This is a genomic window from Sorangium sp. So ce185, from assembly GCF_051526825.1.
In the GTDB taxonomy this organism is placed as follows: domain Bacteria; phylum Myxococcota_A; class Polyangia; order Polyangiales; family Polyangiaceae; genus Sorangium; species Sorangium cellulosum_D.
This window is the reverse complement of sequence record NZ_CP150316.1, coordinates 3,821,065-3,840,649: the sequence shown is the minus strand read 5'-3', so window position 1 is coordinate 3,840,649 and position 19,585 is coordinate 3,821,065. Positions and strand designations below refer to the sequence as shown.

The 19,585-nt window shown below is 69.8% G+C and carries 13 protein-coding genes; 9 read left to right on the top strand and 4 right to left on the bottom strand.

Going from position 1 to position 19,585, the window contains the following annotated elements; all coding sequences use genetic code 11:
* Positions 1–20: 20 nt before the first annotated feature.
* The 5 genes from WMF26_RS14325 to WMF26_RS14305 all read left to right on the top strand — a co-directional run bounded on the left by WMF26_RS14325 (position 21) and on the right by WMF26_RS14305 (position 6,446).
* Positions 21–611 (top strand): cysteine hydrolase family protein, encoded by a 591-nt coding sequence (locus WMF26_RS14325; protein ID WP_061623551.1) that lies wholly within the window; start codon positions 21–23, stop codon positions 609–611.
* Positions 612–729: 118 nt separating this feature from the next.
* A complete protein-coding gene (gene hypE / locus WMF26_RS14320; RefSeq protein WP_437337598.1) occupies positions 730–1,758 on the top strand; it encodes a hydrogenase expression/formation protein HypE in 1,029 nt (342 codons plus the stop codon).
* The gene (hypF, locus tag WMF26_RS14315; RefSeq protein ID WP_438000792.1) at positions 1,730–4,120 is read left to right on the top strand and encodes a carbamoyltransferase HypF; all 2,391 of its coding nucleotides are present in this window, start codon (positions 1,730–1,732) and stop codon (positions 4,118–4,120) included. The genes hypE and hypF overlap by 29 nt, the downstream gene beginning before the upstream one ends.
* Positions 4,117–5,757 carry a cyclic peptide export ABC transporter gene (locus WMF26_RS14310; RefSeq protein ID WP_438000791.1) on the top strand — a complete coding sequence of 547 codons (1,641 nt, stop codon included), beginning with the start codon at positions 4,117–4,119 and terminating at the stop codon, positions 5,755–5,757. Before hypF ends, WMF26_RS14310 begins: the two co-directional genes overlap by 4 nt.
* Positions 5,758–5,807: 50 nt before the next feature.
* A complete protein-coding gene (locus WMF26_RS14305; protein WP_061623547.1) occupies positions 5,808–6,446 on the top strand; it encodes a glutathione S-transferase family protein in 639 nt (212 codons plus the stop codon).
* Positions 6,447–6,587: 141 nt separating this feature from the next.
* Here the strand turns inward: WMF26_RS14305 and WMF26_RS14300 are convergent, their stop codons facing one another.
* The 4 genes from WMF26_RS14300 to glgX form a co-directional block, all read right to left on the bottom strand.
* Positions 6,588–8,000 (bottom strand): c-type cytochrome, encoded by a 1,413-nt coding sequence (locus WMF26_RS14300; protein WP_438000790.1) that lies wholly within the window; start codon positions 7,998–8,000, stop codon positions 6,588–6,590.
* Positions 7,997–10,354: a PKD domain-containing protein gene (locus WMF26_RS14295; protein WP_438000789.1), complete on the bottom strand. Its 2,358-nt coding sequence runs from the start codon at positions 10,352–10,354 to the stop codon at positions 7,997–7,999. The genes WMF26_RS14300 and WMF26_RS14295 overlap by 4 nt, the downstream gene beginning before the upstream one ends.
* Positions 10,355–10,357: 3 nt before the next feature.
* Positions 10,358–12,061 carry an Ig-like domain-containing protein gene (locus WMF26_RS14290; RefSeq protein ID WP_438000788.1) on the bottom strand — a complete coding sequence of 568 codons (1,704 nt, stop codon included), beginning with the start codon at positions 12,059–12,061 and terminating at the stop codon, positions 10,358–10,360.
* A gap of 608 nt (positions 12,062–12,669) precedes the next feature.
* Positions 12,670–15,000 (bottom strand): glycogen debranching protein GlgX, encoded by a 2,331-nt coding sequence (gene glgX, locus WMF26_RS14285; protein ID WP_438000787.1) that lies wholly within the window; start codon positions 14,998–15,000, stop codon positions 12,670–12,672.
* Between the two features lie 292 nt (positions 15,001–15,292).
* Between glgX and WMF26_RS14280 the strand changes: the two genes are divergently transcribed.
* The 4 genes from WMF26_RS14280 (at position 15,293) to WMF26_RS14265 (ending at position 19,551) form a co-directional block, all read left to right on the top strand.
* A complete protein-coding gene (locus tag WMF26_RS14280; RefSeq protein ID WP_438000786.1) occupies positions 15,293–16,945 on the top strand; it encodes a 4-alpha-glucanotransferase in 1,653 nt (550 codons plus the stop codon).
* Positions 16,946–17,296: 351 nt separating this feature from the next.
* Positions 17,297–17,617, top strand: a complete 321-nt coding sequence (locus tag WMF26_RS14275; RefSeq protein WP_061623556.1) for an ArsR/SmtB family transcription factor — start codon at positions 17,297–17,299, stop codon at positions 17,615–17,617.
* Positions 17,610–18,041, top strand: a complete 432-nt coding sequence (locus WMF26_RS14270) for an SRPBCC family protein (RefSeq protein ID WP_437337590.1) — start codon at positions 17,610–17,612, stop codon at positions 18,039–18,041. Before WMF26_RS14275 ends, WMF26_RS14270 begins: the two co-directional genes overlap by 8 nt.
* Positions 18,042–18,240: 199 nt before the next feature.
* Positions 18,241–19,551, top strand: a complete 1,311-nt coding sequence (locus WMF26_RS14265) for an ammonium transporter (RefSeq protein WP_437337589.1) — start codon at positions 18,241–18,243, stop codon at positions 19,549–19,551.
* Positions 19,552–19,585 lie beyond the last annotated feature (34 nt).

Sequence of the window (19,585 nt, the reverse complement as noted above, 5' to 3'; positions counted from 1 at the left end):
CCGAATCGAAGAGGACCATCATGCCCAACATCGCCGTGCTCACCAACGACCTTCAGTACGAGTTCATCGACAAGATGCCTGGAGGTCGCGAGCTCCTCACCCGGGTGGCGCCGCAATTCAACATGTTCCTCGGCGCCATCCGCGCCCTGGGGCACGTCGTCGTCCACCTCCAGCTCATCAACGATCCCAACGATCCGCAGATCCAGCGGCGCTTCCGCGGCAAGGAGATCCCCGCGATCAAGGGGACGCCGAACGCCGAGCTGATCAAGGACTTCGTCCATCCGTCCGACCTCGTGATGGTCAAGGGCCGCGACAGCGGCTTCTACGAGACGCCCCTCGACGACAAGCTCAAGGAGCTCGGCGTCAAGACGGTGCTCGTCACGGGCATCCAGACCCAGATCTGCGTGCAGACCACGGCGGCGGACGCGTTCTTCCGCGGATACAAGGTCTGGGTCCCCGAGGACTGCGTGTTCTCGCTCAAGGAGGAGGACAAGAAGCGCTCCCTCGAGTGGATGGCGTCGTACTGCGCCGCGATCGCGCCCGGCGCGGAGATCATCAAGCGCCTGCGCCAGAGCGACGACCTGCCGAGCCGGGAAGAGCTGCTCGGCTGACGGCGCGCGACGGGGCCGAGGGGCGGGCGGCCTCGTCGCTTTTACGCGCTCGTGCGCGCTTTTACGCGCGTTTACACCCCCTCACCGCACACCTGCGGAGTCAACGCTGGAGCCTCACATGACGAAAGAACACGCGAGAGAGAACGAAGAGGTCGTCCTCGACCACGGGACCGGCGCCCGCCTGAGCCGGGAGCTCGTCGAGCGGATCGCCGCCACGCTCGGCGACACGTACATCGGCGCGATGGAGGACAGCGCGATCCTCGACGTGCCCGCGGGCCGGATCGCCATGACCACGGACTCGTTCGTGGTCACGCCGCTGTTCTTCGGCAACGGCGATATCGGCAAGGTCGCCGTCTGCGGCACGGTCAACGATCTCGCGGTGAGCGGCGCGAGGCCGCTTTACCTGACCCTGGGCCTCATCATCGAGACCGGCTTCCCGATCGCCTCGCTCGTCCGCGCCCTCGAGTCGGCGCGCGACGCGGCGCGGGAGGCCGGCGTGAAGATCGTCGCCGGCGACACGAAGGTCGTCGGCAAGGGCGAGGCCGACCGGCTCTTCATGAACACGACCGGCGTCGGCGTCTTCGAGCGCCCGCCGCTCGTGAGCCGCGCCGTGAAGCCCGGCAACAAGATCATCGTGAGCGGGCAGCTCGGCAACCACTCGATCCACCTGCTCTCGGTGCGCGAGGGCCTCGGCTTCGAGAAGCGGGTGCAGAGCGACTGCGCGCCGCTCAACGGCCTCATCGACGCCGTCCTCCGGGGCGTCCCCCAGGGCGCCGTCACGGCGATCCGCGACGTGACCCGCGGCGGCCTGTGCGCCGTCCTGCACGAGTTCGCCCGCGCCTCGGGCGCGGAGCTCTCGTTCGCGCGCGCGGCGCTGCCCGTGCTGCCGGAGGCCGTCATGGCCGCGGACATGCTCGGCATCAACCTCATCCACCTCGCCAACGAGGGGTGCCTCTGCCTCTTCGTGGAGGCGGACAAGGCGGGCGACGTGCTCGGGATCCTCCGCGCGCACCCGTACGGCCGCAACGCGGCGGTCATCGGAGAGGTCAAGAGCGCCCCGGCGCCGGCCGTCTCCATGATCGAGCCCGATGGGACCCAAACCCTGCTCGAGGAGCTCTATGGAGCCGAACTCCCGCGACTCTGCTGAGCCGCTGCCGGCGCTCGTGACCCGCCGCTTCCGGGTCTCGGGCATCGTCCAGGGCGTCGGCTTCCGGCCGTTCGTGCACCGGCTCGCGCGCGCCGTCGGCGCGCGCGGCTGGGTCCTCAACGACTCTCAGGGCGTGCTGCTCGAGCTGCAGGCCGGCGACGCCGAGATCCAGGCGTTCCTGCGCGCCCTCGTCGAGTCGCCGCCGCCGCTCGCCCGGATCACGGCCGTCCGCGAGGAGGCGCTGGCCGAGCCCGCCCCGCGGTACGACGACTTCCACATCAAGGACAGCGTCGATCTGCGCTACACGGACACGCTCATCCCGCCCGACTCGGACGTGTGCGCCGACTGCCTGCGGGAGCTGCGCGACCCCGCGGACCGCCGGCATCGCTACCCGTTCATCAACTGCACCCACTGCGGGCCGCGCTACTCGATCATCTGCGAGATGCCGTACGACCGGTCGCAGACCACGATGCGCAGCTTCCCGATGTGCCCCGCCTGCGCGCGCGAGTACGAGGACATCGAGGATCGGCGCTACCACGCCCAGCCGAACGCGTGCCCCGCGTGCGGCCCCCGGCTCACCCTCACCGATCGGCTCGGCGCCCCGATCGCGGCCGAGGATCCGGTCCGCTTCGCGATCGCCCGGCTGCGCGAGGGCGCGCTCTTCGCGGTCAAGAGCCTCGGCGGCTTCCACCTCGTCGCGGACGCGCGCAACGAGGCGGCCGTGCGGGAGCTGCGCCGGCGCAAGCGCCGCGACGCCAAGCCGTTCGCGATCATGGTGGCCGACTGCGAGGCGGCGAGCCGCTACGTCGCCCTCAGCCCGCCCGAGCGGGCGCTGCTCGAGAGCCGGCAGCGCCCGATCGTGCTCCTGCGCCGGCGGCCCGGCTCCCTCCCCGACGCGGTCGCCCCCAGGAACCCGAGCTTCGGCGTCATGCTCCCGTCGACGCCGCTGCATTACCTCCTGCTCGAGGACCCGGCGCTCGACGTCCTCGTCATGACGAGCGGCAACCTGTCCGGACACCCGATCGCGTTCGACAACGACACGGCGCTCGCGCAGCTGCGCGACATCGCGGACTACTTCGTCCTGCACGACCGCGACATCCGCACCCGCGTCGACGACTCGGTCGTCCGGCTCACCGAGGCGGAGGGCCTCGACGGCCCGCTCCTCTCCTTCATCCGGCGCTCGCGCGGCTACGCCCCGTACCCGATCCACCTGTCCCAGGGCGTCGGCGCCGTCGTCGCCCTCGGCGGCGAGCTCAAGACCACCGTCGCCGTCGGCAAGGACAACCAGGTCTTCATCAGCCAGCACATCGGCGATCTGAAGAACGACTCGACGTTCGGCGCCCACGTCGACTGCTCGTCGCACGTCCAGCGGCTCCTGTCCGTGCAGGCGGACACGGTCGCCTGCGACATGCACCCGGCGTTCCGCTCCACCCGCGCGGCGAAGGACCGGAGCGGTATGCAGGTCACGACGGTGCAGCACCACCACGCCCACATGGCGGCGTGCATGGCCGAGAACGGGCTGAACGAGCGGGTGATCGGCGTCATCTTCGACGGCTCGGGCTACGGCCTCGACAACACGATCTGGGGCGGCGAGTTCCTGGTCGGCGACTACCGCGATTTCGTGCGGGCCGGGCACCTCCGGCCGATGTACCTCCTCGGCGGCGACAAGGCGGTCAAGGAGCCCATCCGCGTCGCCATCTCGCTGCTCGTCGAGACGTTCGGGGACGAGCTCGGCGGGGTCCGCGTCCCGGCGCTCGCGGACATCCCGGAGGAGCGCCGCGACGTCTTCGTGAAGATGGCGCAGCGGCGGCTGAACGCGACGGCGACGACGAGCATGGGCCGGCTGTTCGACGGCGTCTCGTCGCTGCTCCGCGTCTGCCACGAGGTCGAGTACGAGGCGCAGGCCGCCATCGAGCTGGAGGCGCTGCTCGAGCGGGACTTCGGCACCGCGCCCCCGCTCGACTACGGGATCGAGGAGCGGGACGGCCGGCTCGTCGTCGACTACCGGCCGCTCGTGCGCGATCTCTTGCGCGCGACCGAGGAGCATGGCGCCACGCCGGCACATCTCAGCCGCCGGTTCCACTCGACGGTGGTGGATGTGATCGCCAACGTGTGCTTGCGCCTGGCCGAGCGGTACGACGTGCGCCGCGTGGTCATGAGCGGCGGGGTCTTCATGAACGAGTTCGTCGTGATCAACGCGCTCCGCCGCCTCTCGCGGGAGGGGCTCGCGCCGCACTGCCACAGGCTGGTCCCCCCGAACGACGGCGGCATCTCGCTCGGCCAGATCCTCGTCGCGGCCGCCCGCGCGCGCGGCGCCGCGCCGGCGCGGGGAGAGCGCCCCGCCCCCCCCGATCGTCCATGAAGCTCATCGCCTTCATCGCCGGCTACTCCCGGCGGATCCTCGTCCTCGCGGTCCTCGCGGGGGTGCTCTGCGGCGCCTGCAACACGGCGCTGCTCGTGCTGATCAACCAGGCGCTCCAGGGCGAGCGCGGCGCGGTGATGTGGGCCTTCGCCGCCGTCTGCCTCTTGCTCCCGTTCGCCCGGTACCACTCGGAGATCCTGCTCACGCGCCTCAGCCAGGGGGCGCTCTTCGATCTCCGGGTGAAGATCTGCCGCAAGATCCTCGGCGCCCCGCTCCGCCAGCTCGAGGAGATCGGCCCGCCGCGGATGCTCACGGTGCTCACGGACGATGTCCCGGTGATCACCGCCACGCTGCAGCACATCCCGATCATCTGCATCAACCTGGTCATCGTCGTCGGCGGCCTCCTCTACCTGGGGTGGCTGTCGCCGGTGATGCTGGCCTCGGTGGTCGCGCTCATCGTCCTCGGCGTCGTCGGGTACCAGCTCCCGATGAGCCGGGCGACTCGCCACTTCCGCCGCGCGCGCGAGGCGACCGACGAGCTGATGAAGACGTTCCGCGCGCTCACGCGCGGCGTGAAGGAGCTGAAGCTCCACGCGCGGCGCCGCGAGGCGTTCCTCGCCACGTCGCTCGACGAGGAGGCGGGGGCGGTCCACGCGAGCAACCTGCGCGGAATGGTCGCGCTCACCGCCGCGAACGGGTGGGGCCAGGGGATGGTGTTCGCCATCATCGGCGTGACGCTCTTCGTCCTGCCGCTCTTCCAGGTGGCGAGCGCGGAGACGCTCGTCGGATATGCGATCATCCTCCTCTACCTGATGACGCCGATGCAGGTCCTCATCGGCTCGCTCCCGGCGCTGAGCCGCGCGGGCATCGCCGTGCAGAAGGTCGAGGACCTCGGCGCGGGCCTCGCGGTCGACGCGGGCGAGGCCGAGGCGCCGGCCCCGCTCCCCGAGAAGTGGAAGCGGCTGGAGCTCGCCGGGGTCACCCACGCCTACCGGTCCGAGGGCAAGGACGACAGCTTCACGCTGGGCCCCATCCACCTCACCGTGCGGCGCGGCGAGCTGATCTTCCTCGTCGGCGGCAACGGCAGCGGCAAGACGACCCTGGCGAAGCTGATCACCGGCCTGTACACGCCCGAGGCGGGCGAGATCCGGCTGGACGGCGAGGCGATCACGGACAAGAACCGGCAGGCCTACCGGCAGCTCTTCTCGGTGGTGTTCTTCGATTTCCACCTGTTCGAGCGCCTGATCGGGCTCGACTCTCCGGAGCTCACCCGGCGTGCGCGGGGGTATCTCTCTCGCCTGCAGCTCGATCACAAGGTGTCTGTCGAGGGGGGCGCGCTCTCGACGACGTCGCTGTCGCAGGGGCAGAGAAAGCGCCTCGCGCTGCTCACGGCGTACCTGGAGGACCGGCCGATCTACCTGTTCGACGAGTGGGCGGCGGACCAGGATCCCGTGTTCAAGGACGTCTTTTACCGCCAGATCCTCGCGGAGCTCCGGTCGAGCGGCAAGACGATCATCGTCATCAGCCACGATGAGAAGTATTTCGGACTGGCGGATCGCGTGATCAAGATGGACTTCGGTCAGCTCGTGGGCGAGGCGCCGGCGGCGCGTTCGGACGAGACGCGCGCCAGCGCATGAGATAGAACCCGCCGCGTTCGTCGCAGGGCGGCGAGCCGACGGGAGGTGTCATGGAACCGCTGGTCCTGTATCTTGGTACGAAGACGTATTCGACATGGTCGCTCCGCGCTTGGCTCGCGCTGAAGCACACGGGCGCGCCGTTCTCGGAGGAGGTCATCGCGCTGTATCAGCCGGGCTCGCGCGAGGCGCTCCTCCGGCGCTCGCCGTCGGGGCGCGTCCCGGCGCTGCGGCACGGCGATCTCGTCCTCTGGGACTCCCTCGCGATCTGCGAGTACGTCGCCGAGCTCTTCCCCGAGGCGCGGCTCTGGCCGGCCGACCGCGCGGCGCGCGCGCTGGCCCGGTCGGTGTCGAGCGAGATGCACTCCGGGTTCGCGGCGCTGAGGAGCGCCATGTCCATGGATCTTCGCCGGGAGATCGCCCCGATCGCGCACGACGCGGCGGCGGACGCCGACATCAGCCGCGTGACGTCGATCTGGAGCGAGTGCCGGGCGGCGCACCGCGACAAGGGAGACTACCTGTTCGGGCATTTCACGATCGCCGACGCAATGTTCGCCCCGGTGGTCACGCGGCTCCGCACGTACGCGGTCCCGCTCACGGGCGCCGCGGCGGAGTACGCCGAGACGATGTGGCGGCACCCGGGGCTCGCCGAGTGGGTGGCCGCGGCGCAGGCGGAGTCGCTGACGGGGTAGCGCCTCGCCGGCCGAGGTGGTGGCCCAATTTGCCCCGGAGTGATTCCCATGAAGGCGGGAAGGCAGGAAGATCAATGATCTTTCTTCCCGCCTTCCCGCCTTCATGTTCAAATCCGGCCCTAGGCCGACGGGTCGACAGCGCTACTTGCGCAGCTCTTCGATGGCCGCGGCGAGCTCCGCGGGCGGCAGGGGGTCGGCAGCGCGCCAGGGCGGCATGCGCAGCGGCGAGGTCGCCGGCTCCTGCAAGCGAAGGATGGCCGCGTCCTTGGTCTCCCGCGACATGCCGTCCAGGTTCTTCACGTTGAACCTGGCGCGGTTCAGCGCCGGGTTCACGCGACCGTCGTGGCAGCGCGAGCAGAGCTGCGTGAGCACGGCGCGCCCGCTCGCCCCCGGCGGCGGCACCAGGCCCAGCTTCACCTTCGCGTCCGCGGAGAAGAGGTCGCGCGAATCGAGCAGGGATTGTCGCGGGGCCGCCCCCGTCACCACGTCGAGGTAGGACCGGGTCCGCTCCGCGCGGAGCGCGGGATCCGTCACGTCCACGAGCGGGTAAGGCACCGAGATCGAGTCCCCCGCCAGCGACACGGCGAACTGCTTCTCCCAGGTCGGGCTCGACGGGCCGACCTCGATCTCGGCCTCGATGCGCGGGTCGAACGCGTTCGGCTGCGCCGACTGGCCCTCGGCGGCGAGCAGCGCCTCGAGGTGGGCGCCGCTGCCCTCGTCGATGGCATTCTGGATGGTCGCGATGGGGATGCCGCCGTACTGCGCGTCGTGCGCGTGGGCCTCCGCGAACTGCGCCGTGAGCACCCGATCGGACTCCGTGCGCTGCACGAAGCGCTGCGGGAACCAGTGCATCCAGGGGAACTCCAGCTCCTGCATGCGCAAGATCTTCCTCGTGCCGTGGCCGTCGGGCTGGTGGCACGAGCGACAGTCGAACGACGTATTCTCGACGTCCTCCTCGCTGTAAACGCTGAACGCGGTCCAGCCGTGCTCCACCTCTTCGGTGAGCAGGCTCGCGAGATCGCAGCCGCCGTCGTAGTCGCACTGCCGCTCGAACGTGAACAGGTAGAAGTTGTAGTCGCCGGTCGAGAGATCGCGGCTCACGATCTCGACGAAGGGCTCGCCGCGGACGAAGCCGAGCGCGGTCATCTCAGCCGGCCTTTCGCGCATCTCGGACACGCGCGGAAAGATGATGATGCGCGGATTGACGGCCGAGACGGCCCTCTTCACCAGCGAGGTGGAGTTGCCGGTGAGCGCGAAGGCGCGATCTTCGTCGAGCTTCGCGACCTTGAGCAAGCTGGCGAAGTCGGTGATGCTCGGCCGCGGCGTGGCGCACACCGCCCGGAAGAAGCTGTCGCCGCGCGGCGACGCGCAGAACGCGCGGTACTGCGCCTCGCGCGTGGGCAGGCTCCACAGCTCCGGGTCGGGAGCGCTCACGGGCGGCAGCGTGTCCCAGTCGATCGTCGCCTGGTCCGTGGCGAGCTCCTCGCCGATCTCGCCGACGACGCAGCCCGACAGCAGCAGCGAAGCCAGGCACAGGCTCGGAAGGTACTTCATGACGGCCTCCTGCGGCGGGCGCCGAACGTCATCCAACCGGCAATGAGCGCGAAGGCCAGGAGCGGCGCGCGGCGCTCGGCAGGCCCGCCCGTCGCGCTGCAGCCCAGGCCCAAGAAGCCTCCGTCCTCGCTCGGCGCCTCGCCCGGCGCCTCGCCCTCGCTCGGCCCCGCGTCGACGGTGCCGTCCAGCTGCTGCACATAGGCGATGAGCTGCCCGAGCTCGGCTTCGCTGAGCCCGCTGATGAAGGCGTGGCGATCTTCCGGGTTGGCCGTGACGAGGACGTCGCGCAGCGTCGGCGCGGAGCCGTCGTGCAAGTACGGCGCGGTCTCCCACACGCCGTTCAAGGTCGGCGTGTCGATGCCGAGCAGCGGCTCGCCGGCGCGCATCCCGGAGGACGGCTTCACGGTGCCCACGTCGTGCAGCTTGCCGCGCGCGCTGTCGGTCCCGTCGAGCCCCGTGTGGCAGAAATCGCAGCCCAGGCGCTTGAAGATCGCGCGACCCGCGACGCCGTCTTCGGTGAGCGAGCCGTCGGGGTTGCGATAGGGGCTCGGGCGGTACGTGTCGAGCGAGCCGAGGAACGCCGCCAGCGCGTCGAGCTCGGGGCTCAGGCCGGCCTTCTTGTCGCCGCGCGGCGTGCCGACGGTCCCCACGGCGAGCTGCTCGGCGGTCAGGAAGCCCTTCCCGCCGAACAGGTGGCGGATGTTGTCGTCCGAGTCCTGGATCTCGTCGAAGCTTCCGCTCCAGTTGACGTTGCCGTGGCCCGTGCCGCGCCGCCCCAGCAGCGAGACGGTGTTGCGGAGCCCCTCCCCCGCGCTGCCGAAGTCCCAGACTCGCCCGTCCTCCGCGCCGTCGAAGTGACACGACGCGCAGCTGATGTAGCCCTGGTCGCTCATGCGGATATCGGCCGAGTTGAAGAACAGCTGCTTGCCGCGCAAGACCTGCGGATCGAGCTTCTCCACGGCGACGGTCGGGATCTCGACAAGCTTCTTGGTGATGAGGTCGTGCGAGCTCACGATGTCGGCGACGTCGTACACCGTCACCGCGCGGCTGAGCGACGCGTGCACGAACAGCTTGTTGGTTTCGGTCAGCGCCAGGCCGCGCGGCGCGAAGCCCGTCTCTTTCAGCGCGGTCACGAACTCGCCCGTGTAGGCGTCGCGGACCTCCACCAGGGCCGAGCCGGCGACGCTGACGAAGGCATAGTCGCCGAGCGGCGTGAACACGACCTGGTTCGGCAGGTTGCGATCGTCCAGATCGATGCGCCGCGCGACGTCCTCGACGCCCTCCGCGAGGTTCAGCAGCGCCACGAGCGGACGCACCGTGTTGTCGTCGGTGAGGTCGAGCCCATCGCGGAATGGCCCACGAAAGATGTTGTCCTTCTTGCCCGGCACCCACGCGAACGCGCCGTCGGGCGAGAGCCCCACCGAGAACAGGTAGTTCGGCAGGCCGCGCCCTTGTTGGTCCGTGTCCTCCGTCGTGGTGTCCGCGGCGAGCGCGAAGCGCGTGCTCACCTGGAAGGTCGCCGCGTCGATGCGCGCCACCTCGCCGTGGCTGTCCTCGGAGAGGAAGCGCGTGACGTAGATCTGCGCGCCGTCGTGCGACACCGAGACGCCCCGCGGCGTACCGCCGAGCGCGAGCTCGGCCACGACGGCGCCGCTCGCCACGTCCAGCTTCAGCACCTTGCCGACCGCCATCAGCGTCACATACGCGGCGTCTCCGGTCGGGCTGATCGCGAGGCCCATCGGCTGCGACGCGTACGGCAGTGCGATCTCGCGCTCCACCAAGAGCGACGCGGTGTCGAGGATGGAGACCGAGTGCGCATCCCGGTGCAGCACCCACAGCTTGCCTTGCGCGGTGAGCGCGAGCCCGACCGGGCCGCGCGCCACCGGCACCTCCGCGATCTTGGTCAGCGCGCTCGCATCGAGCACGCTTACGCTGTCGTTCTCGTAATTGGCCGTGTAGACCTTCGCGTTCGGCGGGTCGTACACGAGGTCGGTCGAGCCCGCCGCGCTCCCCGCGACGAGCGGCCGATGCACCGTGTGCACGAACGAGACGCTGGTGAACCCGACATCGTCTTTGACCGTCGCCAGCACCGGGTAGTGGCCGGGAGCGGCGTAGGTGTGCACCTGCTGCACGTCGTCGACCGTGAACTCGGTGCGTGTCTCGTCTCCCATGTCCCAGCGCACCTGCACGGGGCCGACCGCGTCGGCGATCGTCAGGTCGAACGTGACGGCCTCGCCGGCGACCGAGGACGCGCGGTCGGCGATGCTGGCCGTGATGGCCAGCGCCTCGGCCGGCCAGGCCGCGACCGAGCAGATGCCTCCGAGCAGACCGAGGAGCTTCGGGAGCGAGCGCATGACTCAGGGACCGGTCGTGAACGTCGACTTGAACTCGGCCGCGATGCCGTTGCCCACGAGGTCTTTCATACCGTCCTTCGGCAGGACGATCTCGTAGGTCGTGTTCGGCATCAGGTCCTCGTCGGGATCGAAGTTGACGATGCCCATGTACAGGCCGAACTTGCCCTTCACCTGCTGCCCGCCGACCGGCCTCACGATGAAGCTGCCGTGGTGAACCGTGGCGATCTCGACGTTGTCGGTGAGGCTGAGGCCGATGCGCGACTTCCTGGACAGCCCCGTCGCCCCGTTCTTCGGCAGCACCGTGTCGACCGCCGGGGGCGTGGTGTCCGGCTCGGTGGAGTGCGCGGCGATGACCATGCCGCGGTAGGGCAGCTCGTCGTCGGCCAGCACCAGCAGGCTGCCGACCGGGATCGAGAACTGGTCGTCGCCGTTCGTGAACTCGAGCCGGCCCCAGACGCGGCTCTGGATCGACATCTTATGGATGTCGCGCACGTCGATCTTGGAGACCCCGGCGTCCGGCCGCAGGTGACCGAGGAACATCGTGCCGTCGGAGAAGCTCATGTACTCGGACCCGGCGGGGTAGCCCTTGGCCCTGAACGCCGAGTCGGGCAGCGTGGCGATGGGCGAATTGGCCGAGCCGATGTCGGTGGGGTCGGTCAGCACGTCCCACACGCGCAGCGGCGACTGCACGTAGACGTGCTTGCCGTACAGGCCGCAGATGTAGCTCTTGCTCGGGGTGATGAAGTCGAGCGCGACCGGGTTCATCGGATCGCTGATGTCCATCGTCGCGATGCCGCCGTTGTCCTTGGGCGTCGTGATGACGAGCGTATTGCCCACGGCCCACAGCGGACCGGCGCTCACGCCGCCGAACTGCGAGATCGGGATCTTCTTGACGAACTTCACGTCCTCGGGATCCGCAGCGTCGAGGATGTGCAGGCCCGTGTTGGTGCCGCCGATGTAGATGACGCTGCCCTGCCAGTACATGCCCCAGACGGCGTCGGTGAAGTCCCCGTAGTTGACGCCGTCGAGCTTGACGAGCCTCACGTGACGCGGCGCGCGGGCGTCGGTGACGTCCCAGATGTCGACGCCGGTGCCCGAGGTGGTGACCTGGTAGAACTTGTCGCCATAACGGCCGAGCGAGGTCTGATGCGACTCGGCCTCGCCGACGCCCTTGGGCCCTCCCCTGGGATCGAAGCCAGGGCTCTGCTTGCGCGAGAGCATCTTCGGATTGGCCGGATCGGCGATGTCGTAGAAGACGATCTCGGCGTTGCCGGCGCCTTGAACGTAGCCGTTGACGACGATCGGCTGGTTCTGGTGGTGGCCCGCCTCGAGCGTCGGCGACACCAGGCCATCTCGCCACTTGTCCCGCGGCAGGTTGACCTTGTTCGCCGGCATCGGCGTGTTCGGGATCGTGCCTTCCGGAGCGGTGATCGCGTCCGGCTCGACGCCGACCGGGCCACCGCCGGTGCCGGTCGTGGCGTCTCCGCCCGAGCCGCTCGTGGCGCCGCCGCTCGTGGAGCTGCTGCTCGTGGAGCTGCTGCTCGTGGCTCCCACCGTGGCCATCGGCGCCCCGCCGCCAGTGCCCGTCGCCACGGAGGTTGTATCGGCGGTGCTGCCGCCGTCTCCTTCCGGCGTCGGGCCGAGGTCGGCGCCGCCGGAGCACGCCGCGAGCAGGGCGGCGAACGAAGGAAAGCCGAGCCAACGCATCCGAATAGTCTTCGTACGCATCCCTATCCTCTTGAGTAGGCGTAAGTAATGAGTAATGATGGATGGCCAGCCCGCGGAAACCTCGAGCCGACGGTATCCACCGCTGTCGCAGCGGACACGCGGGGCGCGCGGACACGCGGGCGACCTGTTGAGGAACATTGTGAACGCTAACATTTCACATGTCAACAGCGATCGATATCCGCCGAATTCTAACATGTTTCTCATGTTAACGTTAACAAATGATGCAAGGCGGCATGCCCGCCTGTCGCGGAGAGCTGGCCCACGTCGCGAACACGCGCGTAGGCCGAGCCGCGACGCCGGTGGCGCCGCGCTCGTCCCTGGCTCCTGGGGCGAGCATAAGAAAATTTAACCAATAGTGATATTTGACCCCGGCTCCCGGGGCGACATCAGAAAATTGGAGTGATATTGAGATCTCCGGGCTGCGCTCGGGGCTCTCCCCCGGTGCATCCGCGTCCACCGCGGCGAGGGCGAGCGTTGGCAGGCGCCCTCTTGGGTTGCCGCAGGCGGCGCTGCGCCCGGTCGTCGAAGCCCACCCCGGCGGCCGGATCACCGGCCGCGCGGGGCGCGGGGGCGTCGTGGCCAGTCGGCTACGTCCGCGCCTTCACGCGTTTGACCTTCTTCTTCTCCTTGCGCTCCAGGAGCCGCAGCACCGCCACGGACCTGTCGACGAGCAGGTAGCGCTCGCCCCCTGCCCTCGCCGGCACCGTGCGCGCCGGCTCCGCGGCGGTGCGGGTGTCGATGAGCACCTCCCACCGCTCGCCGAACTCGATCGCGGGCAGCACGAACTCCAGCGGCGAGTGGTTCGCGTTGATGAGCACGAGCAGCGTGTCGCCCGTGATCGGCTCGCCGCGCGGGCCGCACGACCAGAGGGCGTCGCCGCCGAGCAGGTAGCCGATCGCCCGCGCGTTCGGGTGGGTCCAGTCCTCCGGCGTCATCTCGCCGCCGTCGGGGCGGAACCACACGATGTCCTTGAGCCCGCTCCCGTGCACGTAGCCGCCCGAGAAGAACGTCCGCCGGCGCAGCACCGGCTGGCTGCGCCGGAGGGCGATGAGCCGGCAGGTGAACTCGAACAGCTGCCGCCGCCGCTCGTCGAGATCCCAGTCGTGCCACGAGAGCTCGTTGTCCTGGCAGTAGGCGTTGTTGTTGCCGAGCTGCGTCCTGCCGATCTCGTCGCCGGCGTTGATCATCGGCACCCCCTGCGAGAGGAGCAGCGTCGCGAGGAGGTTGCGCTTCTGGCGCTCGCGCAGCTCGACGACCGCCGGGTCGTTCGAGGGGCCCTCGACCCCGTGGTTGTAGCTGTGGTTGTTGTTCGTGCCGTCCCGGTTCCCCTCGCCGTTCGCCTCGTTGTGCTTCTCGTTGTACGAGACGAGATCGTTCAGCGTGAAGCCGTCGTGCGCCGTCACGAAGTTCACGCTCGCGTACGGCCGGCGCCCGCTCGACGCGTACAGGTCGCTCGACCCGGTGAGCCGGTAGCCGAGGTCGGCCGCGAGCAGATCCCCCTTCCAGAAGCGGCGGACCGAGTCGCGATAGCGATCGTTCCACTCCGTCCAGAGGACGGGGAAGTTGGCGACCTGATACCCGCCCTCGCCCACGTCCCACGGCTCGGCGATGAGCTTGACCCGAGAGAGGACCGGGTCCTGGTGGATGATGTCGAAGAACGAGCTCAGGCGGTCGAAGTCGTGGTGGCCGCGGGCCAGGGCCGACGCGAGGTCGAAGCGGAAGCCGTCGACGTGCATCTCGGTCACCCAGTACCGCAGGCTGTCCATCACCAGCTTCAGCGTCTGGTAATGGCGCGTGTTCACCGTGTTCCCGCAGCCCGTGAAGTCCATGTAGTAGCGCGGGTTGTGCGGCACGAGCCGGTAGTAGGCCCAGTTGTCGACCCCCTTCAGGGAGAGCGTCGGGCCGAGGTGGTTGCCCTCGGCGGTGTGGTTGTAGACGACGTCGAGGATCACCTCGATGCCGGCGGCGTGGAGCGCCTTCACCATCGCCTTGAACTCGGCCACCTGCTGGCCGAGCCGCCCGCTCGACGAGTAGCGGCCCGCGGGCGCGAAGTACGAGAGCGTGTTGTAGCCCCAGTAGTTGATGTGCCCGCGCTCCCAGATCTCGCGCTCGCTCGCCATCTCGTGCACGGGGAGCAGCTCGAGCGCGGTGACGCCGAGCTTCTTGAAGTGGGCGATCGCCGCCTCGGAGGCGAGCCCCGCGTAGCTGCCGCGCAGGTGCGCGGGGACGCCGGGGTGCCGCTGGGTGAACCCCTTGACGTGCACCTCGTAGATGATCGTGTCCTGCCAGCGGGTCGCCGGCGGCCGGTCGCCGTCCCACGCGAAGCGGTGGTCGACGACCACGGACTTCGGCGCGCCCCAGGCGCTGTCGCGGTGGCAGATCTCGAGGTCGTCGAGCGCGGTCGGCGGCGGCGGCGGCGTCGACGCGCCCTGCTTCACGCGCGGCTGGCGCTCGCCCGACTTGCCCGCGCGGCCGCCCTCGCCCTTCTCGGCCGCCGCGCCGTCGCGCCCCGCGTCCTTGGGCCGGCCGCCGCCGCCGTCGCCGCGCTCGGACGGCCCGCCGCGGTCGTAGGCGAAGAGCGGCGCCTTCCAGTTCGGCTCGCTGGAGAGCGCGTACGCGTACGGATCGACGAGGAGCTTCGCCGGGTTGAAGCGGTGCCCGGAGCGCGGATCGTACGGCCCGTGCACCCGGTAGCCGTAGAGCTGGCCGGGCTTGAGCCCCGGCACGTACCCGTGGAAGACGTGGGCCGTTCGCTCGGGGAGCTCGATGCGCTCGCGCTCCACGACGTCGTCGACGGCCTCGAAGAGGCAGAGCTCGACCTTCGTGGCGGACTGAGAGAACAGCGTGAAATTGACCCCCTCGCCGTCATAGACGGCGCCGAGGGGGGTCGGCGTGCCGGGCCATATGCGTCTGGTCATCGGAAAAACCTGTGGAGTCGCCCTATTCGCGAAATCGGCGCCGCTGTCGAGACACAAGCGCGGCCGGCTCGATTTTTCGCCCCCAGGGCCCGGATCGCCCGCCGGGATCGGGCGCCGCCCGCCGCCGGGATCAGGCGCCGCCTCCGCGCCTGCCCGGTCCTGCGCCGACGCGCACAGGCAGGGGCATGACGCGGCGGCGCCGGGGCGGCCCGACGAACAGATGGAGCATCGCCAAGCGCGCGAGCCGGGATAGACTCCGCCCCGAACGCCTGGAGCCAAGCGAAAAACGCCCATGTCTTCTCCCTCTGCCGAAAACCAGTCCCAGGGCTCGTCCCAGAGCTCGCCTCCTTCGTCCGGCGCGCGCCGTCGCATCTCCGGCGTGACGGTGCCGCTCTTCTCGCTCCGCAGCGATCGCTCGTGGGGCATCGGCGAGATCGGTGATCTCCCCGAGTTCGCCGCGTGGATGCGCGGCGCGGGGCTCCGCCTCGTGCAGCTCCTGCCGCTCGGCGAGGTGTCGGGCGGCGAGACGTCGCCGTACATGGCGCTCTCCGCGTTCGGCATCGACCCGATGTACATCTCGCTCTCGGCCGTGCCCGAGCTCCCGCCGGAGCTCTACGGCGAGGCGCTCGGCGACGACGCGGCGGCGCTCGATCGCGCGAAGCAGAGCGCGCGCGTCGACTACGATCTCGTGCGCCGCGTGAAGGGGCGGGCGCTGCGCTTCGCCTTCGACCGGTTCGAGCGGGAGCACCACGCGAAGCAGACGCCGCGCGCGGCCGAGCTGGCCGACTTCGTGAAGCGGCAGTCGGACTGGCTGCCCGACTACGCGCAGTTCCGCGCGTTCAAGGACGGCTTCGGCGGCGTCGCGTGGTGGGACTGGCCCGAGGAGATCCGCGAGCGGAGGCCGGAGGCGCTCGACGGGCTGCGGCAGGAGCGCGCGCGGGACATCCTCTACTACGAGTACGTCCAGTGGCTCGCGCACACGCAGTGGGAGGCGGCGCGCGCGGATCTCCGGGAGAAGGGGGTCGAGATCATGGGCGACCTCCCGTTCATGGTGTCGCGCGACAGCGCCGACGTGTGGGCGCACCAGGACGAGTTCCGGCACGACATGTCGGTCGGCGCCCCGCCGGATCAGTTCGACACGGAGGGGCAGAACTGGGGGCTCCCGCCGTACTACTGGGCCCGGATGCGCGAGAACGGCTTCGCGTGGCTAAGGCGGCGCTGCCGCTACACGGGGCTGCTCTGCGACCGGTTCCGGATCGATCACCTGGTCGGCTTCTACCGGACGTACATCTTCCCGGAGCGCAAGAGCCAGGGGCAGGGGGGCGAGCGGCCCAGGGCGACGTTCGATCCGGCGGAGGAGCCGGAGCAGCGCGAGCACGGCGAGCGCGTGGTGCGGGCGATGATCGAGGGGGCGGCGGAGACCGGGGCGCAGCTCGTGGCCGAGGATCTCGGCGCGGTGCCGCCGTGGGTGCGGGCGTCGCTGACGGCGCTCGGGGTGCCGGGGTACAAGGTGCTGATCTGGGAGAAGGACGACGTGGTGTTCCGCAATCCGGCGGAATACCCGCCGCTCTCGGTCGCGTGCTTCGGGACGCACGACACCGACTCGGTGGTGGCGTGGTGGGAGTCGCGGGACGACCGGGAGCGCGCGGGGGTGCTCGATCTGCCGCAGCTCGCGCCGCGGCGGCACGAGTTCGGGCGGGAGTTCACGAAGGAGACGCACCGGGCGCTGCTCGACCTGATCCACGGGTCGAAGAGCGAGCTCGTGCTGCTGCTCGTGCAGGACGTGCTCGCGACGCGGGATCGGGTCAACACGCCGGGGACCGTGGGGCCGGAGAACTGGTCGCTGCGGCTGCCGGCGCCGCCGGCGGAGATGGACCGGGATCCCGAGGTGCGGGGGGCGCTCGATCGGGTGCGGGAGAGCATCGAGGCGAGCGGGCGCGGCTAGGCTCGCCGCGCCAGCGCGCCGGGTACAGAAACGCCCGGCCCGAGGGGGGTGAGCTCGTGCGGGCGCGGGGTGGGGGCCCCGCCGAACTCGCCTGAGCCATGGGCCAGCCGGCTTCGCCGGCTAACCCATGGCTCAGGCTCAAACATCGGCCCATCCCCCACCCCGCGCCCGCACGAGCTCACCCCCCTCGGGCCTACCGATGTGCAGAGGGGCGGCGGAGATCAGACCCCTCGAGAGCACAGACCCTCGGCCGTCGCGCGGAGCGATCGCGGACTTGCTTGACATGCAACCGATTGGTTGCATATTGACAGGCAACCGATCGGTTGCATGATGGGGCCGGTGAGCGGCTCGATGGACAAGGTCTTCAAGGCGCTCGCGGATCGGAGCCGCAGGAAGCTGCTCGATCGGCTGCACGCCGAGAACGGGCAGACGCTGGGGCAGCTCTGCGAAGGGCTGGACATGACACGCCAGGCGGTCAGCAAGCACCTGGCCGTGCTCGAGGACGCGAACCTCGTCGCCGTCGTCTGGCAGGGGCGGGAGAAGCTCCACTACCTGAACCCGGCGCCGATCGGCGAGATCTACGAGCGATGGATAGGCAAATACGAGCGCCAGCGCGTGCGGGCGCTCGACGCGCTCAAGCGCGCGCTGGAGGGAGAGAGCAACGATGAGTAAACCCGAGTTCGTCTACGTCACGTACATCGCCTCGACCCTGGACAAGGTGTGGGAGGCGCTGACCACCGGAGAGTTCACCCGGCAATACTGGGGCGGCAGGACCATCCAGTCCGAGTGGAAGCCCGGGTCCGCCGTGAAGCACGTCAAGGAAGACGGCTCGTTCGACTGGGAAGGCGAGGTCCTCAAGGCCGAGCCGCCGAAGCTCCTCGCCTATACCTTCGGCAACGTGCTCGGAGAACGCCCGTCGCGCGTCACCTTCGAGCTCGCCCAGTTCGGCGCGCACGTGAAGCTCACCCTCACCCACGACCAGTTCGCGGAGAACAGCAAGGTGCTCCCCGCCATCAGCAACGGCTGGCCCGCCATCCTGTCGAGCATGAAGAGCCTCCTCGAGACCGGGAAGGCCCTCTACCCCGAGTGGCGGTGACCCCACCGGCAGGTGGCCGCACTGCAAATCCATCGACCCGCTGGAAACACCGGTCCGCCCCGCGCGCCGGCGGTCAGGGAGCCCACGCGGCCTGACTCGCTGCGTCGTGGCGGCATGATTCACGCGCTCGTGAAGTACATGCCGGCGAAACATTCCGGAAAACTGCCTCCTCTTACCTTCGCCGTCGAGGAGGCCACCAGTGAACGAAATCAACGCCTCGGACACCACCTGGCTCCTGGTCTCGTCGGCAATGGTCCTGCTGATGACGCCAGCGCTGGCCCTGTTTTACGGGGGCATGGTCCGAACCAAGAACACGCTCAGCACTTTCATGCACAGTTTCTTCGCCATGGGCATCGTGACCCTGGCGTGGGTGACCATCGGGTACTCGATGGCGTTCGCCGAATCCAAGGGCGGGTTGATTGGCGGCCTCGATTACGCGTTCCTGAACGGCGTCGGCACCGAGCCGCGCGCCGGGACGACCGTGCCTCACCTCCTGTTCATGGCGTTCCAGATGATGTTCGCCATCATCACGCCGGCGCTGATCTCGGGCGCCTATGCCGAGCGCATCAAGTTCTCGTCATACGTGGTGTTCACGCTGCTCTGGTCGCTCGCGGTGTACAGCCCCATCTGCCACTGGGTCTGGAACCCGGGCGGCTGGCTCCTCGCGCGCGGCGCGCTCGACTTCGCCGGCGGCACCGTGGTGCACCTCGCCTCGGGCGCGAGCGCGCTCGTGATGGCGATCGTGATCGGCAAGCGCAAGGGGTACCCGACGCGCAAGATCGTGCCGCACAACCTCACCATGACGCTGCTCGGCGCCGGCCTGCTGTGGTTCGGCTGGTTCGGCTTCAACGGCGGCTCCTCGCTGGCGGCGAACGGGCTCGCGAGCGTCGCGTTCGTGAACACGCACATCGCGGCCGCCATCGGCGCGCTCGCCTGGGCGCTCATCGAGGCCGTGCGCTTCGGCAAGCCGTCGCTCCTCGGCGTCGCGTCGGGCCTCGTGGCGGGCCTCGTCGCCATCACGCCGGCCGCGGGCTTCGTCGGGCCGATGGCGTCCGTCGCGATCGGGCTCGCGGCGGGCGCGGTGTGCTACGGCGCGGTGATGCTGAAGGGCAAGCTGGGCTATGACGACAGCCTGGACGCGTTCGGCATCCACGGCGTCGGCGGCCTGCTCGGCGCCCTGCTCACCGGCGTGTTCGCCTCCAAGGTGTGGAACTCGGCCGGCCAGGACGGCCTCATCAAGGGCAACTCGGCGCTGCTCACCGAGCAGGTGATCGCCGCCGCGGTCGCGGCCGGCTACGCGGCGCTGGTCACCTTCGTGCTCGTGAAGGGCATCAACGCGGTGATGGGCTTCCGGGTCGACCCCGAGACGGAAGACGAGGGCCTCGACGGCATCCTCCACGGCGAGGAGGCCTACGCGCTCGGCGAGGGCAGCGCGCACGCGGTCGAGTCGATCCCCCCGACCTCCTCCGCGCCCGCCCCGTCGCCGGTCCTGGCGCGCGAAGGCGCCTGATCCAGCGCAGCGGAAGCGCGCCCGCGAGGGCCGC

Bases quoted from the DNA above. Each gene is read 5' to 3' on its own strand.
- WMF26_RS14325 (WP_061623551.1), top strand. From the start codon at position 21: ATGCCCAACATCGCCGTGCTCACCAACGACCTTCAGTACGAGTTCATC.
- hypE (WP_437337598.1), top strand. From the start codon at position 730: ATGACGAAAGAACACGCGAGAGAGAACGAAGAGGTCGTCCTCGACCAC.
- hypF (WP_438000792.1), top strand. From the start codon at position 1,730: ATGGAGCCGAACTCCCGCGACTCTGCTGAGCCGCTGCCGGCGCTCGTG.
- WMF26_RS14310 (WP_438000791.1), top strand. From the start codon at position 4,117: ATGAAGCTCATCGCCTTCATCGCCGGCTACTCCCGGCGGATCCTCGTC.
- WMF26_RS14305 (WP_061623547.1), top strand. From the start codon at position 5,808: ATGGAACCGCTGGTCCTGTATCTTGGTACGAAGACGTATTCGACATGG.
- WMF26_RS14300 (WP_438000790.1), bottom strand. From the start codon at position 8,000: ATGAAGTACCTTCCGAGCCTGTGCCTGGCTTCGCTGCTGCTGTCGGGC.
- WMF26_RS14295 (WP_438000789.1), bottom strand. From the start codon at position 10,354: ATGCGCTCGCTCCCGAAGCTCCTCGGTCTGCTCGGAGGCATCTGCTCG.
- WMF26_RS14290 (WP_438000788.1), bottom strand. From the start codon at position 12,061: ATGCGTTGGCTCGGCTTTCCTTCGTTCGCCGCCCTGCTCGCGGCGTGC.
- glgX (WP_438000787.1), bottom strand. From the start codon at position 15,000: ATGACCAGACGCATATGGCCCGGCACGCCGACCCCCCTCGGCGCCGTC.
- WMF26_RS14280 (WP_438000786.1), top strand. From the start codon at position 15,293: ATGTCTTCTCCCTCTGCCGAAAACCAGTCCCAGGGCTCGTCCCAGAGC.
- WMF26_RS14275 (WP_061623556.1), top strand. From the start codon at position 17,297: ATGGACAAGGTCTTCAAGGCGCTCGCGGATCGGAGCCGCAGGAAGCTG.
- WMF26_RS14270 (WP_437337590.1), top strand. From the start codon at position 17,610: ATGAGTAAACCCGAGTTCGTCTACGTCACGTACATCGCCTCGACCCTG.